13 protein-coding genes are annotated in these 16,293 nt (G+C 46.2%); all 13 read left to right on the top strand.

Annotated features, from left to right (window positions below):
* Positions 1-20: 20 nt before the first annotated feature.
* Entirely contained in the window at positions 21-1,640 is a 1,620-nt protein-coding gene (gene bshC / locus OQ477_RS07650) for a bacillithiol biosynthesis cysteine-adding enzyme BshC (protein WP_265971992.1), read from the top strand.
* Between the two features lie 125 nt (positions 1,641-1,765).
* The gene (gene mraZ, locus OQ477_RS07645; protein ID WP_007409703.1) at positions 1,766-2,197 is read left to right on the top strand and encodes a division/cell wall cluster transcriptional repressor MraZ; all 432 of its coding nucleotides are present in this window, start codon (positions 1,766-1,768) and stop codon (positions 2,195-2,197) included.
* 69 nt (positions 2,198-2,266) lie between these two features.
* On the top strand, positions 2,267-3,202 hold the full coding sequence (rsmH, locus tag OQ477_RS07640; protein ID WP_007409704.1) for a 16S rRNA (cytosine(1402)-N(4))-methyltransferase RsmH: 936 nt from the start codon (positions 2,267-2,269) through the stop codon (positions 3,200-3,202).
* A gap of 39 nt (positions 3,203-3,241) precedes the next feature.
* Positions 3,242-3,595: a cell division protein FtsL gene (gene ftsL / locus OQ477_RS07635; RefSeq protein ID WP_003154442.1), complete on the top strand. Its 354-nt coding sequence runs from the start codon at positions 3,242-3,244 to the stop codon at positions 3,593-3,595.
* Positions 3,596-3,601: 6 nt separating this feature from the next.
* Positions 3,602-5,746, top strand: a complete 2,145-nt coding sequence (pbpB, locus tag OQ477_RS07630) for a penicillin-binding protein 2B (RefSeq protein WP_265971991.1) — start codon at positions 3,602-3,604, stop codon at positions 5,744-5,746.
* A 113-nt stretch (positions 5,747-5,859) separates the two neighbouring features.
* Positions 5,860-7,779: a stage V sporulation protein D gene (locus OQ477_RS07625; protein ID WP_003154438.1), complete on the top strand. Its 1,920-nt coding sequence runs from the start codon at positions 5,860-5,862 to the stop codon at positions 7,777-7,779.
* 195 nt (positions 7,780-7,974) lie between these two features.
* Complete coding sequence (locus OQ477_RS07620; RefSeq protein ID WP_265971990.1) at positions 7,975-9,447, top strand: UDP-N-acetylmuramoyl-L-alanyl-D-glutamate--2,6-diaminopimelate ligase; 1,473 nt, start codon at positions 7,975-7,977, stop codon at positions 9,445-9,447.
* 107 nt (positions 9,448-9,554) lie between these two features.
* A complete protein-coding gene (mraY, locus tag OQ477_RS07615) occupies positions 9,555-10,529 on the top strand; it encodes a phospho-N-acetylmuramoyl-pentapeptide-transferase (RefSeq protein ID WP_007409707.1) in 975 nt (324 codons plus the stop codon).
* Positions 10,530-11,885 carry a UDP-N-acetylmuramoyl-L-alanine--D-glutamate ligase gene (murD, locus tag OQ477_RS07610; protein WP_082997978.1) on the top strand — a complete coding sequence of 452 codons (1,356 nt, stop codon included), beginning with the start codon at positions 10,530-10,532 and terminating at the stop codon, positions 11,883-11,885.
* Between the two features lie 58 nt (positions 11,886-11,943).
* Entirely contained in the window at positions 11,944-13,044 is a 1,101-nt protein-coding gene (gene spoVE / locus OQ477_RS07605; protein ID WP_003154430.1) for a stage V sporulation protein E, read from the top strand.
* 116 nt (positions 13,045-13,160) lie between these two features.
* Complete coding sequence (murG, locus tag OQ477_RS07600) at positions 13,161-14,252, top strand: undecaprenyldiphospho-muramoylpentapeptide beta-N-acetylglucosaminyltransferase (protein ID WP_045506286.1); 1,092 nt, start codon at positions 13,161-13,163, stop codon at positions 14,250-14,252.
* A 25-nt stretch (positions 14,253-14,277) separates the two neighbouring features.
* Positions 14,278-15,189, top strand: a complete 912-nt coding sequence (murB, locus tag OQ477_RS07595) for a UDP-N-acetylmuramate dehydrogenase (protein WP_265971989.1) — start codon at positions 14,278-14,280, stop codon at positions 15,187-15,189.
* A gap of 128 nt (positions 15,190-15,317) precedes the next feature.
* The gene (locus OQ477_RS07590; RefSeq protein WP_007409710.1) at positions 15,318-16,106 is read left to right on the top strand and encodes a cell division protein FtsQ/DivIB; all 789 of its coding nucleotides are present in this window, start codon (positions 15,318-15,320) and stop codon (positions 16,104-16,106) included.
* The last annotated feature ends 187 nt before the right edge of the window (positions 16,107-16,293 follow it).

Genomic DNA, 16,293 nt, shown 5'->3' with positions numbered 1-16,293 from the left:
AGAAAGGAAGTTCCAGACAGATGCAGCTAACTGAACTTTCCATCAAAAGTCAAAATAAGTTTGTGCAGCACTATATAGATGGAGAAAACATGTCTTCATTTTTTGATTATGATATTCATTCAGAGGACGTATGGCAAAAGCGGCTTCGTGACTTGTCTTCGCGGCCGTTTGCCAGAGAGGAATTAGCGGATTATTTATCCTCCTATCACGAAAAATTTCACTCCGCCGCCATGCAGGCCTCCATCGAAAAACTGAGAGATCCAAAAAGCGCAGCGGTTGTAGGCGGCCAGCAGGCCGGTCTTTTAACGGGGCCTCTTTACACCATACATAAAATTATCTCCATTATCGTACTTGCCAGACAGCAGGAAGAGGTGTTACAGATTCCTGTCGTTCCGATTTTCTGGGTGGCGGGTGAAGATCACGATCTGGAAGAAATCAATTTTGTGCATACGTCAGCAGAGAATAAAGGTCCGGTGAAACAGAAACTGCCGCAGTCGTACTGGAAAAAAACATCGGCGGCTAAAACCGAGCTTGATCAGGAAAAATGCGCGGCTTGGATTGATGAAGTGTTCGCTGCTTTTGAGGAAACGGATCACACAAACACACTCCTTCAAAACGTGAAGCGATGTTTACGCTCATCAGAGACATTCACGGACTTTTTTGAGCTGTTGATCGCCGACTTGTTTCAAGAAGAAGGCCTTATTCTGATGAATTCGGGAGATCCGGGGATTAAAAAGCTGGAAACGAGTATGTTTCAGCAGATTTTAAAACACAATCATGAGCTTGCCAAAGCCGTGTCAGACCAGCAGAGTCTTATGCGGGAAGCCGGTTATCACCCGATTATTGAATCGGACAAAGATCAGGCCAATCTGTTTTACGAACACGAGGGAGAGCGTTTCTTAATTGAAAAAGAAAACGGCGTTTTTGTCATTAAGGAGCTTGACCTGAAGTGGACGAACGACGAGCTTCATACCCATATGGAAGAAAAACCGGAATGTTTCAGCAATAACGTTGTGACAAGGCCGCTTATGCAGGAGTTTCTCATTCCGACTCTGGCGTTTATCGCGGGGCCGGGGGAGATCAATTATTGGGGTGAGCTGAAGCAGGCTTTCTCATTAATGGGCTTTCGCATGACGCCGGTAGTGCCGAGACTGAACATTACGATTCTTGAGCGCCATATTGAAAAGAAGCTTTCAGAACGGAATATCCCGCTTCAGGAAGCGATTGAACACGGCACCGGACACCTGAAAGACACTTATTTTGAAGAGCAGATTCCGGAAGAGTTTTCTTCTGTAATGGAACAGGCGAAGTCGCAGATTGAAGCTGTCCATAAACGCGCAAGGGACGAAGCGCTGAAAGTCGATTCAAGCCTTGAGCCGCTCTTACAGAAGAATGCCGCCTTCATTCAAGATCAGCTCTTGTTTTTAGAACGGACGGTAACGAAAAGAATTGAAGAAAAAGAAGGCTTTGTGCTGCGTGACTATGAAAGAATCCAAAACAGCATCAGACCGCTCGGCGCTCCGCAGGAACGGATTTGGAATGTGATGTATTATCTGAACCGCTACGGTCCAAAATTCTTCACAACCTTCAAACATCTGCCATTTTCTTTTCAAAACCAACATCAGATTGTCAAACTTTGAAATAAAGTTTTAAAGAACCCTGAATAGTTCAGGGTTTTTTTTTATGTGTAAACAGTGTAAAATGAGGTTGTGGAGAGAAGTGGCGGATAGTGGTGAGTTTAGGGGAGAAAGTGGGGGTCCTTATCATGTTTATGGGTGAATACCGGCATACTGTTGATGCAAAGGGCCGCATGATCGTACCCGCAAAATTCAGAGAAGGCCTCGGTGAGCAGTTCGTGCTGACCAGAGGACTGGACCAATGCCTTTTCGGCTATCCGATGAATGAATGGAAGCTGATTGAAGAAAAGCTGAAGGCTCTGCCGCTCACCAAAAAAGACGCCCGCGCATTTACCCGATTCTTTTTTTCCGGTGCGACCGAATGCGAACTGGACAAGCAGGGAAGGGTTAATATTGCGTCATCTCTTCTGAATTACGCAAAACTGGAAAAAGAATGTGTTGTCATCGGGGTTTCCAATCGAATTGAATTGTGGAGTAAGGTAATATGGGAACAATACACAGAAGAGCAAGAAGATTCATTCGCTGAAATTGCTGAAAACATGATTGGATTTGATATATAATGGATCTTCGTGCATCACAACAACAACTGACAATTCAATTCATTCCTTATAAAGGTGGGACCGACACAAATGTTTCAGCATAAGACAGTACTTCTTCGTGAAACCGTCGACGGTTTAAATATCAAACCGGACGGAACCTATGTGGACTGCACCCTTGGCGGCGCCGGGCACAGTACATATTTATTGCAGCAATTATCGGAAAAAGGACGCTTGATCGCCTTTGACCAAGATGACACAGCACTTGAAAACGCAAAGAAAACATTGTCCGAATACAAAGGACAGCTTATTCTGGTGAAAAGCAACTTTCGTTATTTAAAAGAGTGTTTACATGAACACGGCATTACGAGTGTTGACGGAATTTTATTTGATTTAGGAGTATCCTCTCCGCAGCTTGATACACCGGAACGGGGATTCAGCTATCATCATGACGCACCGCTGGACATGAGGATGGACCAGTCGGCCGCCCTTACGGCGAAAGAAGTCGTAAATGAATGGCGGTATGAGGACCTTGTGAGGATTTTCTTTAAATACGGAGAAGAAAAATTCAGCAAGCAGATCGCCCGAAAAATTGAAGAGGCTAGAGAAAAATCGCCTATTCAAACAACCGGCCAACTGGTCGATCTAATAAAGGACGCGATACCGGCTCCGGCGAGAAGAAGCGGAGGTCATCCGGCCAAACGTGTTTTCCAAGCCATTCGAATCGCCGTAAACGACGAGCTTCAAGTATTTGAAGAGGCCCTCTTGCAAGCGATAGAGGTGCTGAAGCCGGGCGGAAGGGTGTCTGTGATCACTTTTCACTCGCTGGAAGACAGAATGTGCAAGACGACATTCAAGGAAAAATCATCACTTCCCGAACTGCCTCCGGGTCTTCCCGTGATACCGGAAGAATTTGAACCGGAATTAAAACTGATTACGAGAAAGCCCATTACGGCATCAAAAGAGGAGCTTGAAGAAAATAACCGCGCCCGGTCAGCGAAGCTCCGCATTGCGGAGAAACGAAAATAACGGGCAGCAAATGACAACATTAAAGGAGGTCATCAGCCTATGAGCAACTTAGCTTACCAGCAGGAAAAACAACAACGGCCAGTGATAAGTCCCGAAAAAAAGGTGATTGTCAAAAAGAGGGCTTCCATTACACTCGGGGAAAAGGTGCTGCTCGTCCTGTTTGCCATTGCCGTTCTCTCCACATCAATGTTTATCGTATCAAAGGCATACGCGGCGTACCAATCCAATATTGAGGTGCAAAAACTGGAGGAGAAAGTATCTGAGAAGAATAAGCAGATCGGTGATCTCGAAAAGACGGCTGCTGACTTAAGCCAGCCGCAGCGCCTGATGGATATCGCTAAAAAGCACGGTTTGAATCTGAAAGATAAAAAAGTGAAAAACATACAGGAATGATAACCCATGCCGAAAAAAAATAAGTTTATGAACAGAGGAGCAGCGATACTCAGTATTTGTTTCGCTCTCTTTTTCTTTGTCATTCTCGGGAGAATGGCGTACATTCAATTAACCGGTAAAGCAAACGGTGTAGAACTTGCAACAAAAGCGACCGAGCAGCACGAAAAAAAGCGGACGATAGAAGCGAGCCGCGGCTCTATTCTTGACCGGAACGGCAAAGTGCTTGCAGAGGACACGGCGACATATAAGCTCATTGCCGTGCTTGATAAAAAAATGACGAGTGATCCGAAGCATCCTCAGCATGTCAAAGACAAAGAGAAAACGGCGGAAAAACTGGCGACCGTTATTAATCTTGATAAAAGCAAGATTCTGGACATCTTAAACAGGGATGGCGCGAAGCAGGTGGAATTCGGTTCAGCCGGCCGCGATATCTCTTATGCGAAAAAACAAAAGATCGAAAAAATGAATCTTCCGGGTATCTCTTTCTTAAGAGATACGAAGCGCTACTATCCGAACGGCATATTTTTGTCAAATGTTCTCGGCTATGCCGATGTGAATGAAAAAACAAACGAGATACAAGGCTCTTTAGGGCTTGAAAAAATACTGAACAACTATCTGACGGAACGCGACGGATCCGTCACTTACGAAAGTGATAAATCCGGCTGGAAACTTCCGAACAGCAACGAAAAAATCACCGCACCTAAAAACGGTGACAATGTATATTTAACCATTGATCAGAAAATTCAAACCTTTTTAGAAGACAGCATGACGAAAGTAGCGGAAAAATATAAACCGAAAAAAATTATGGCGGCTGTCGTAGAACCGAAAACAGGCAAAGTGCTTGCGATGGGGCAGCGTCCGAGTTTTGACCCGAATATCAGAAACGTCACCAATTATTACAACGACTTAGTGTCGTACGCATATGAACCGGGATCGACGATGAAGATCTTTACGCTTGCCGCGGCGATTCAGGAAAATGTGTTTTCCGCAAACGAGAAATATAAATCAGGAACATATAAAGTGGGAGGCGGACCTGTTAAAGATTGGAACGATGGCGCCGGCTGGGGCATGACAAGCTTCCATGACGGCCTTATGAGGTCTTCAAATGTTGCTTTTGCCAAACTGGCCAACGAAAAACTGGGGTTTGACCGGTTTAATGAGTACCTGCACAAATTCGGGCTCTATCAAAAAACAGGGGTTGATCTGCCCGGTGAAGTATCAAGTAAAATTAACTACAAATATGATTTTGACAAAGCGTCTACGGCTTACGGCCAAGCATCGGCGATAACGCCGATCCAGCAGCTGCAGGCGGTCACGGCGATTGCCAATAACGGCAAAATGATGAAACCTTACGTCATTGATCATATTGTCGACCCCGATACGAAAAAAGTCGTCAAGCAGACAAAACCAGAGCAAGTAGGCACACCGATTTCGGCCGATACGGCGAAAAAAGTCCGGAATCTGCTCGGAGAAGTCGTGACGTCAGACATCGGAACGGGAAAACCTTATAAAATTGAAGGATTTGACGTCGCGGGTAAAACGGGAACCGCGCAAATCGCCGGGACGGGCGGATATTTAAAGGGAACGAGCAACTATGTGTTTTCATTCATGGGCATGGCGCCGAAAAATGATCCTAAGCTCGTCATCTATGTAGCCGTGCAGCAGCCGCAATTAAAAGCGGGCCAAAGCAGCTCTGATCCTGTCGCGGAAATCTTTAACCCGACGATGAAAAACAGCCTCCACTACATGAATATCGAACCGACGGAAAAAACAGATTCCGGTCAGGAAGAAACGAAAAGCCAAAAGATGCCTGACCTGACTGATAAGACGGTCAAGAGCGCTGAGAAGGAAGCGAAAAATGAACATCTCACACCGATTGTCATCGGCAGCGATGTTGCCGTAAAAGAGCAGTATCCGACAGCCGGAGAAGATGTGATCACCAATCAGAAAATCTTCTTAAAAACAGACGGAAAGATGACGATGCCGGATATGGCCGGATGGTCGAGACGGGAAGTGCTTCAATTCAGCAAAGTATCAGGCATTCACATTGATGTGAGCGGTGAAGGTTACGCTTCAAGCCAAAGTGTGAAAAAAGGCAAAGAACTGAAAGAAAATACCGTGATCAAGGTGAAATTTAAAAATCCTGATTAACGGGACAGAGAAGTCCGCGGATGCCCGCGGGCTTCTTTTTTATGCGCCGCCGTTCTATGTGTCCAAGCTGAGGCATAAATTGAAACAAGCCTAAATAAGGAGTGGACGGTCCCTTGCGCGTTTCAAATGTAACGGTTCGAAAACGTTTATTACTGGTTTTGCTTTTTGGCGTAATCATTTTTTTGATCATTGACAGCAGATTAGGCTATGTCCAATTTGTGATGGGAGAAAAGCTGACTTCACTGGCTAAGGATTCCTGGAGCCGGAATTTGCCGTTTGAGCCTGAGCGGGGAGAGATCCTTGACCGAAACGGCGTGAAGCTGGCTACTAATAAAAGCGCGCCGACCGTCTTTGTCGTACCGCGCCAGATCCAAAATCCCATAAAAACGGGCAAACTTCTCGCGTCAGTTTTAAATATGTCGGAAGAGAAGGTCTACAAACACATTACTAAGAAAACCTCCATAGAAAAAATCTCACCCGAGGGGCGGAAAATTTCCAATAAAAAAGCGAAAGAAATCAAAGCGCTCGACTTAAAAGGGGTTTATGTGGCTGAAGACAGCATCCGCCATTATCCGTACGGAAGCTTTTTGTCCCATGTTCTCGGTTTTGCCGGTATTGATAACCAGGGCCTTCTCGGATTGGAGGCTTATTATGATGATGACTTAAAAGGTGTAAAGGGATCTGTGAAATTTTATACGGATGCCAAGGGGAAGAAAATGCCTGATGAAGCGGATGATTACACCCCTCCGAAAGACGGACTTGATATGAAATTGACGATTGACGCCAAGGTTCAGACGATTATAGAAAGGGAGCTCGACAATGCAGCGGCGAAATATAACCCGGACGGAATGATTGCGGTCGCAATGAATCCGAAAAACGGGGAAGTGCTCGGCATGTCAAGCCGTCCTGATTTTGATCCGGCTGACTATCAATCGGTGGATCCGTCCGTTTACAACCGGAACCTGCCGGTATGGAGCACATATGAACCGGGTTCGACCTTTAAGATTATTACGCTTGCGGCGGCGCTCCAAGAGCAAAAAGTAAACTTGCAAAGAGACCACTTTTATGACAAAGGATTTGCCGAGGTCGACGGCGCCCGCCTCCGATGCTGGAAAAAGGGCGGCCACGGTTCGCAATCTTATCTTGAAGTCGTTCAAAATTCCTGCAACCCCGGGTTTGTACAGCTCGGGGAACGACTCGGAAAACAAAAGCTGTTTCAATATATTAAGGACTTCGGCTTTGGAAAGAAAACGGGCATTGATCTGCAAGGGGAAGGAACGGGGATCTTATTTCCGCTTGACAGAGTCGGCCCGGTCGAACAGGCGACAACCGCTTTCGGACAAGGGGTTTCCGTCACGCCGATTCAGCAGGTGGCAGCCGTTTCCGCAGCAATAAACGGCGGAACGCTTTATACTCCGTTTATCGCCAAAGAGTGGGTTGATCCCGTTACGAAAAAAACTGTTAAGAAACAATCGCCGATTGCGAAAAGGCAAGTTATTTCCCAGGAAACGTCAAAGCAGATCAGATATGCTTTAGAAAGCGTCGTCGCTCAGGGAACGGGGCGGAATGCTTTTGTGGAAGGATATCGCGTCGGCGGAAAAACAGGTACCGCACAAAAGGTCAAAGACGGCAAATATCTCGAAAACAACCATATCGTCTCCTTTATCGGCTTTGCGCCGGCTGATGACCCGAGCCTTGTCGTGTATGTCGCGGTTGATAATCCGAAAGGCACGATTCAATTCGGGGGAACCGTCGCCGCGCCGATTGTCGGAAATATGATGAGAGACAGTCTGCCTGAGCTCGGCGTGAAACCGCGAAAAAATCAAATCGAGAAAAAATATCAATGGAACGACACAAAAACAATAGAGGTTCCGAATGTTGTAGGGATGTCTGTCTCTGATCTTGAGTCGCTGCTTGTCAATTTGAATATTGACTCCTCAGGAAAAGGAAGCAAAATTGTGAAACAATCACCTGCAGCCGGAACGAAAGTAAAAGAAGGCTCAAAGATCCGTGTTTACTTGAGTGAAGAATGAGTCTTTTTGAGGCAGCCGATTGTTTTCGGCTGCCTCTTATCGTAAAGAGAAAAAAAGAAGATAACTTTTAAGATTAACTGGATGTATCCTTTTATTTACGCTAAAATATGAACTGTATGTTTAAAAGCCATTCTGACTTTTATAAACGGTTATCATGATAAAAGAATGAATAGAATTTCTGAGAGGTTTGATACAATGAAACTTACAAAGCTGCTTACATATTTAATGGCCGAACCTGTTCAAAATGACTTTCATGACCCTGACATAACTTCAATTGAGATGGACTCCAGGGAAGTGAGAAAAGGGAGTCTTTTTGTGTGTATAAAAGGGTATACGGTAGACGGACATGATTTCGCCCAAAAAGCCGCAGAAAACGGCGCAGCGGCCATCGTTGCCGAGAAAGAGCTTGACGTCGATGTTCCTGTCATTATCGTCCGCCGGTCACAGCGGGCGCTCAGCGTTCTTTCTGACGCGTTTTACGGGCAGCCGACAAAGCAGCTTCAGCTTATCGGCATCACCGGAACAAACGGCAAAACATCAACGACGCACATGGTTGATGAGATTTTCAAAAAAGCGGGAAGACAGACCGGTTTAATCGGAACGATGTACATTAAAATCGGGGATGAGACATTCCCGGTCAAAAATACAACGCCCGAAAGCGTCACACTGCAAAAAACGTTCAAGAAAATGAATGATGAGCATGTTGACACAGCTATTATGGAAGTGTCTTCTCACGCTCTGTCACTCGGCAGGGTTCACGGCTGCGATTATGATATCGCCGTATTCACGAACCTGACGCAGGACCATTTAGACTATCACAAGACGATGGAAGACTACAGACAGGCTAAAAGCCTCCTGTTTTCCCAGCTGGGCGGCTCCTTTAACCATGAAAAGCCGAAGCGGGCCGTTTTAAACGCAGATGACAAAGCCAGTGCTTATTTTGAAAAAATGACGGCGGCGCACATCCTTACATACGGAATCGAGAATGATGCCGATGTCATGGCGAAACAAATCGCGATCTCTGCGCAAGGCACAAGCTTTGAACTTGTTACGCCAAAAGGAACAAAGCAGGTCACAGTTTCACTCGTCGGCCGCTTCAACGTGTATAACGTACTGGCTGCAGCGGCGACAGCGATCGCAGCGGGTCTGCCGTTTGATACGATCACAAGCGCTCTTGAAGAGCTGCAAGGTGTCAGAGGCCGGTTTGAACTGGTGAATCACAATCAGCCGTTTCCTGTGGTCGTCGATTACGCGCACACGCCTGACAGTCTGGAAAACGTTCTGAATACATGCAAAGACATGACAGAGGGCAAGCTTTTCGTCGTCGTCGGATGCGGCGGAGACCGGGACAAAACGAAACGCCCGAAAATGGCGGAAATTGCGGTGCGGATTGCCGACGAACCGATTTTTACTTCAGATAACCCGAGAAGCGAGGACCCGCTGGCCATATTAAGAGATATGGAAAGAGGGGTAGAAGGCACCTACTATCACAGTATCGCAAACCGCGAGCAGGCTATCTTTTTTGCCATTGCCAACGCGAAAAAGGGAGATGTGGTTCTGATTGCCGGGAAAGGGCATGAAACCTATCAGCAGATCGGCAATGAAACATTCGACTTTGATGACGCCGAAGTAGCGGGAAGAGCTATTGTTGAGCTGAATAAAAAGTAAAACAGGAAAGAGTGTTAGAATGAGGGAAATGAAAAGAATTACGGGGACACAATGTGAATATGATAAATACGTATGTCGTTTGAACGAAACGGGAGGAGAAAAGAGCAATGCTTGAGCAAGTGATTTTATTTACAATAATAATGGGATTTTTAATCAGTGTTCTGATATCTCCGATTCTTATCCCGTTTTTAAGACGTTTAAAATTCGGCCAAAGTATCAGGGAAGAGGGGCCGAAATCACATATGAAAAAATCAGGGACGCCGACGATGGGCGGAGTCATGATTATTGTATCCATCGCCATTACGGCGATTGTCATGACGCAGAAATTTTCGCATCTGAGCGCGGAAATGTTTCTTCTGCTGTTTGTCACGATCGGATACGGCCTGCTCGGCTTTCTGGATGACTATATTAAAGTAGTAATGAAACGGAATCTCGGATTGACGTCGAAGCAGAAATTGATCGGCCAGATCATTATAGCCATTGTATTTTACGGAGTATATCATTATTGCCATTTTTCAACCGGCATCAGGGTGCCGGGCACACATCTGTCAATCGATCTCGGCTGGGGATACTTTATCCTCGTTCTCTTTATGCTTGTCGGAGGTTCAAATGCCGTCAACCTGACAGACGGTCTGGACGGTCTCTTGTCCGGTACCGCGGCTATCGCATTCGGCGCTTTCGCCATCCTTGCGTGGAACCAGTCACAATATGACGTTGCGATTTTCTCGGTTGCCGTTGTCGGCGCCGTTCTCGGTTTTCTTGTATTCAACGCCCATCCCGCCAAGGTATTTATGGGGGATACCGGTTCGCTTGCGCTCGGAGGAGCGATCGTGACCGTTGCCATTTTGACGAAGCTTGAAATTCTGCTCGTCATTATCGGCGGAGTATTTGTTATTGAGACCTTATCTGTTATCTTACAAGTCATCAGCTTTAAAACGACAGGAAAACGAATCTTTAAGATGAGTCCGCTTCACCACCATTACGAATTGGTCGGATGGTCTGAATGGAGAGTTGTCGTCACATTCTGGACTGCGGGACTGCTGCTTGCCGTTTTAGGAATTTACATCGAGGTGTGGTTATAAGTGGAAAACGAACTTTTTTTGCAAAAACAAAACTTTCTGGTCCTCGGACTGGCGAAAAGCGGATATGCGGCTGCGTCGATTCTTCATGAAAAAGGCATTAACGTCGTCGTGAATGATCAAAAAGCCTTTGAAGAGAACGAACCTGCCCAAAGGCTTTCAGAAAGAGGAATTGAAGTCATCTGCGGTGAGCATCCGACGTCACTTTTTGATCAGCATCACATTACCATTCTGATCAAAAATCCCGGAATCCCGTATGAAAATATCATGGTGGAGGAAGCGCAAAGAAGAGGCATCCCGGTCTGGACGGAAATCGAGCTTGCGTATTATATCACCAATGCAAAATTCATCGGCATTACAGGTTCAAACGGGAAAACAACAACGACGACCCTGATTTATGAAATGCTGAAAGCTGATTCGATAAAGACGCTGATCGCAGGGAATATCGGCACTGTCGCCAGTGAAGTGGCTTATCATGCTGACGGTGATGAATGGATCGTCACAGAGCTTTCTTCGTTCCAGCTTATGGGGACTCATGCGTTCAGACCTGAAATCGGCCTGATTTTAAATGTGTTCGACGCTCATTTGGATTACCATCACAGCCGTGAAAACTATGAAAAAGCCAAGCAGAACGTGTATCTTCATCAGCTTGAGAGTGATACGGCCATCGTGAATCAAAGCGATGAAACAGTCGTGCGGCTTGCCGAAAGCGGAAAAGCCGGCATCGTTCCGTTTTCAGTTCATCAGGAACTGTCAAGCGGCGCATTCATTAAAGACGGAATGCTGATGTTCGGCGATGAAGCGATTCTGCCTGTTGATGACATCGTACTGCCGGGCGCGCACAATCTAGAAAATATATTAGCCGCTGTAGCCGCAGCCAAAACGGCGGGCGCGTCTAATAAAGCGATTCAGAAGGTGCTGACAAGCTTTACCGGTGTCAAACACCGTCTGCAGTATGTAACTGCGATCCAGAATCGTAAATTTTATAATGACAGCAAAGCGACGAATATTTTGGCCACAAGCAAAGCGCTCTCCGCGTTCAAAGCACCGGTTATTCTGCTTGCAGGCGGACTGGACCGCGGCAACGGTTTTGACGACCTGAAACCGTATATGGACAATGTCAAAGCGGTCCTGACGTTCGGACAGACAGCGCCGAAGATAGAAAAACTGGGCAATGAGCTGGGAATACAACATGTCAAACGTGTCGATAATGTTGAACAAGCAGTATCTGCGGCGTTTGCGCTCTCAAATGAAGGAGACGTCATCCTCTTGTCACCCGCGTGTGCAAGCTGGGATCAGTTCAAAACATTTGAAGAACGCGGTGACATGTTTATAGATGCCGTGCATATGCTTAAGTAAGGGCTTGTCTCTGTTCATCGGCAGCCCTAAATGACTTATGCTTGGGGTGTCGATTGCTTTGACTACTAAAAAAACAGCGCCTGATTTGTTATTAGTTATCATTACGTTATTGCTTTTAACAATAGGATTAATTATGGTCTACAGTGCAAGTGCGGTATGGGCGGATTATAAATTTGACGACTCGTTTTTCTTCGCGAAACGGCAGCTGCTGTTTGCGGGAATCGGCGTCATTGCCATGTTTTTCATTATGAATGTGGATTATTGGACATGGCGCACATGGTCGAAGCTGCTTCTGATCATTTGTTTTTTTCTGCTTGTGCTTGTGCTGATTCCGGGAGTCGGAATGGTGCGGAACGGTTCAAGAAGCTGGATCGGAGTGGGAGCGTTCAGCATTCAGCCTTCGGAGTTTATGAAACTCGCGATGATTGCGTTTCTGGCTAAATTTCTTTCTGAAAAACAGAAGAATATTACGTCATTCAGACGCGGATTCGTTCCCGCGCTCGGAATCGTGTTTTCTGCATTTATTATTATTATGTGCCAGCCAGACCTGGGAACGGGGACGGTAATGGTGGGCACGTGCATCGTGATGATTTTTGTTTCCGGTGCGCGAATCGCTCATTTTGCGTTTCTCGGACTCATCGGTTTAAGCGGATTTGCGGCACTAGTTCTGTCCGCTCCTTATCGGATTAAACGGATTACCTCTTACTTAAACCCGTGGGAGGATCCGCTTGGAAGCGGATTTCAGATCATTCAGTCGCTCTATGCCGTAGGTCCGGGCGGACTGTTCGGGATGGGGCTGGGTCAAAGCCGGCAAAAGTTTTTTTACCTGCCGGAGCCGCAAACCGATTTCATTTTTGCTATTTTATCTGAGGAACTCGGCTTTATCGGCGGTTCGCTCATATTGCTGCTGTTCAGTATTTTATTATGGCGGGGCGTCAGGATTGCCCTCGGCGCGCCGGATTTATACGGAAGCTTTGTCGCCATCGGTATTATTTCTATGATAGCTATTCAAGTCATGATTAATATCGGCGTTGTGACGGGGCTGATCCCGGTAACAGGAATTACGCTGCCGTTTTTAAGCTACGGAGGCTCATCACTGACGCTGATGCTCGCAGCGGTCGGCGTGCTTTTAAATGTCAGCCGGTACTCGAGGTATTGATCTGTATCTTGCCTCATCACTCATGATTTATTCGTTATCTATAAAAAAACAGACAACATCAATAACCCTGTCCTAAAAAACAGGGTTATCGCTATGTGATTAAGGGGGACATACGAATGCGTATTGCAGTAAGCGGAGGCGGAACCGGAGGACATATTTATCCGGCTCTGGCCTTTATTAAAGAAGTTCAGCGCCGGCATCCGGATGTGGAATTTTTGTATATCGGAACAGAGAACGGTCTTGAGAAAAAAATTGTTGAACGGGAAAATATTCCGTTTCGCGCCATTGAAATTACAGGTTTCAAACGAAAACTTTCTTTTGAAAATGTAAAAACCGTCATGCGCTTCTTAAAAGGCGTGAAGAAAAGCAAATCATATTTAAAAGAGTTTAAACCGGATGCCGTTATCGGTACAGGCGGCTATGTATGCGGTCCGGTCGTATACGCGGCGGCAAAAATGGGAATTCCGACAATCATTCATGAGCAAAACAGCCTGCCCGGCATCACAAATAAGTTTCTCTCGAAATATGTTAATAAGGTGGCAATTTGCTTTGAAGAGGCAAAATCGCATTTTCCTGCTGAAAAAGTCGTGTTTACGGGAAACCCGAGAGCCTCTGAAGTCGTCTCTATTAAGACAGGCCGCTCATTAACTGAGTTCGGGCTGAAAGACAATCAAAAAACGGTGCTCATTTTCGGCGGAAGCAGAGGCGCGGCTCCCATTAACCGTGCCGTTATAGATATGCAGGAAGAATTGAAAACGAGACCTTACCAAGTCCTTTATATTACCGGGGAAGTGCATTACGAGAAGGTAACGGCTGAGCTGAAAGGCGGAAAAGCCGCTGATAATATGGTGACAAAACCGTTTTTGCACCAAATGCCGGAGTACTTACAATCAATTGATGTCATTGTGGCAAGAGCCGGAGCGACGACGATTGCGGAAATCACCGCTCTCGGCATTCCGAGCGTGCTCATTCCGAGCCCGTATGTGACAGCCAATCACCAGGAAGTCAATGCGAAGGCGCTAAGCCAGCATGACGCTGCAATTGTACTGAAAGAAACCGAGCTCAGCGGAGAAAAACTGATCGCTGCGCTGGACAAAATCGTAATGAATGACGAAACGCTAAAAGACATGAGTGAGCGGACAAAATCACTCGGTGTTCCCGATGCGGCAGCCAGACTGTACAGTATCATGGAAGACATTAAAAAATAGAGCAAATGGAATGCGGAGGTTTATGATGGAGAACGTAATTCAGGAATTAAGAGACCGCGAAGTCGGCAAAGTGCTGGAACAAGAACCGCTCGCGAACCATACAACGATGAAAATCGGCGGTCCGGCGGACATTTTGATCATCCCCAACCGTGTGGAAGCGGTCAAAGATATTATGGATATTGTGAAAAAACATGATCTGCCATGGACGGTTATCGGCCGCGGTTCAAATCTGCTCGTGCTTGATGAAGGCATAAGAGGAGTTGTCATCAAACTGGGCGCGGGTCTGGATCATTTGGAGATTGACGGTGATCAGGTGACGGTCGGAGGCGGCTATTCGGTCGTCCGGCTTGCGACTTCCATGAGTAAAAAAGGAATGTCCGGTCTCGAATTTGCAGCGGGCATTCCCGGATCAATCGGCGGAGCCGTCTATATGAATGCCGGGGCGCACGGATCTGATATGAGTGAGATTCTTGTGAGAGCCCGTATCTTATTTGAAGACGGCACAATCGAATGGCTGACGAACGAAGAGATGGATTTCAGCTACAGAACGTCTGTTTTGCAGAAAAAACGTCCCGGCGTCTGTCTCGAGGCAGTTCTTCAGCTTGAGCAAAAGGAACGGGAAGCCATTACGGCGCAAATGCAGCAGAACAAAGATTACAGAAAAAATACGCAGCCGTATTCAAGCCCATGCGCCGGAAGCATATTCAGAAATCCGCTGCCGAATCATGCCGGAAACCTCGTTGAAAAAGCGGGATTAAAAGGACATCAGATCGGCGGAGCAAAAGTGTCCGAAATGCACGGGAATTTTATCGTCAATGCCGGCGGAGCGACTGCCAAGGACGTTCTCGACCTGATTGAATATGTGAAAAAGACAATCCGTGAGCAGTATGATGTTGACATGCATACAGAAGTTGAAATCATCGGAGGGAATCGTTAAAAGGTTCTCTGATTACATGAGCTCATGTGATATACTTTTAACAAATGTCAAACGGCATCACAGCATGCCGTTTGTTTTTCAATCAGACGAATGTCAAGCTGTTTCATTCTTAGTGAGGTGGACAGGCAGTGAACCCAAATCATGAAAGAGAAAAAATCGTAAATATTGAAGAGCGGATTCCGAAAATCAAAGAGCAGCGGAAACAAAAAGCAAACCGGCGGCTGATTTCATTCATTGTGCTCTTTTTTATGATGGTGCTGATCATCGTGTACTTGCAGATGCCGATCAGCAAAGTGTCTTCTGTCACCGTTTCCGGAAACGAAAACGTGTCTGTAAAAGAGATCAACGCGCTTTCTGATATACATAACGGACAAACCGAGTTCTGGAGTCTGAACAAGAAACAAACAGAAGAAAAGATTGAGCAGAATAAGCTGGTGAAAAAGGCGGAACTTTCAAAAGTATTTCCTAACAAAGTCAGCATTCACATTGAAGAATACAAGACGATCGCGTATCTGCAGCGACATGATGTGTATTATGAAGTGCTCGAAAACGGCACTGTGCTGCCGAACGAAGTCACGCCGGATGACGCGGGCCCGATTTTGGTTGACTGGACAAACGCGAAAAAGCGGGTCAAAATGGCGGAGCAGCTTGATAAGCTTTCCGGTTCGCTTAAGCAGTCGATTTCTGAAATCTATTATACACCGGTAAAAATGGATCAGGACCGGATCAAGCTGTATATGAACGACGGGTATGTAGTTACCGCTTCTATTAAAACGTTTGCCGGCCGGATGAAGACCTATCCTTCTATCGTTTCCCAGCTGGATGGCGGGAAAAAGGGGATTATCCACTTAGAAGTCGCTACGTATTTTGAAGAATTTAACAAAGGTAAATCCGGCAAGAAAAAAGAAAATGATTAATAGTTCTAAAGAACTAATTTAAAGGCGGTTCAAAAGAATCTATTACAATCAGCGGGGCAGCCGATATAACCGATAGCGGAATCATTATGACTATGTTTGTTTTTGCGCGGGATATGGCTGCCGGACAAGCGGAAAATTCTCAATGCAATGGGCGTGTCTTCTGCAGTGAGCATTACATTTGGAATTT

The organism is Bacillus sp. ChL18, from assembly GCF_026241425.1.
Lineage (GTDB): Bacteria > Bacillota > Bacilli > Bacillales > Bacillaceae > Bacillus > Bacillus velezensis.
The sequence above is the reverse complement of the archived record's forward strand: the minus strand, read 5'-3'. Positions and strand labels throughout refer to the sequence as shown.

Excerpts from the sequence above, each read along its gene's own strand:
- bshC (WP_265971992.1), top strand. The coding sequence starts at position 21 with ATGCAGCTAACTGAACTTTCCATCAAAAGTCAAAATAAGTTTGTGCAG.
- rsmH (WP_007409704.1), top strand. The coding sequence starts at position 2,267 with ATGTTTCAGCATAAGACAGTACTTCTTCGTGAAACCGTCGACGGTTTA.
- OQ477_RS07620 (WP_265971990.1), top strand. The coding sequence starts at position 7,975 with ATGAAACTTACAAAGCTGCTTACATATTTAATGGCCGAACCTGTTCAA.
- murG (WP_045506286.1), top strand. The coding sequence starts at position 13,161 with ATGCGTATTGCAGTAAGCGGAGGCGGAACCGGAGGACATATTTATCCG.
- pbpB (WP_265971991.1), top strand. The coding sequence starts at position 3,602 with ATGCCGAAAAAAAATAAGTTTATGAACAGAGGAGCAGCGATACTCAGT.
- murB (WP_265971989.1), top strand. The coding sequence starts at position 14,278 with ATGGAGAACGTAATTCAGGAATTAAGAGACCGCGAAGTCGGCAAAGTG.
- ftsL (WP_003154442.1), top strand. The coding sequence starts at position 3,242 with ATGAGCAACTTAGCTTACCAGCAGGAAAAACAACAACGGCCAGTGATA.
- mraY (WP_007409707.1), top strand. The coding sequence starts at position 9,555 with ATGCTTGAGCAAGTGATTTTATTTACAATAATAATGGGATTTTTAATC.
- mraZ (WP_007409703.1), top strand. The coding sequence starts at position 1,766 with ATGTTTATGGGTGAATACCGGCATACTGTTGATGCAAAGGGCCGCATG.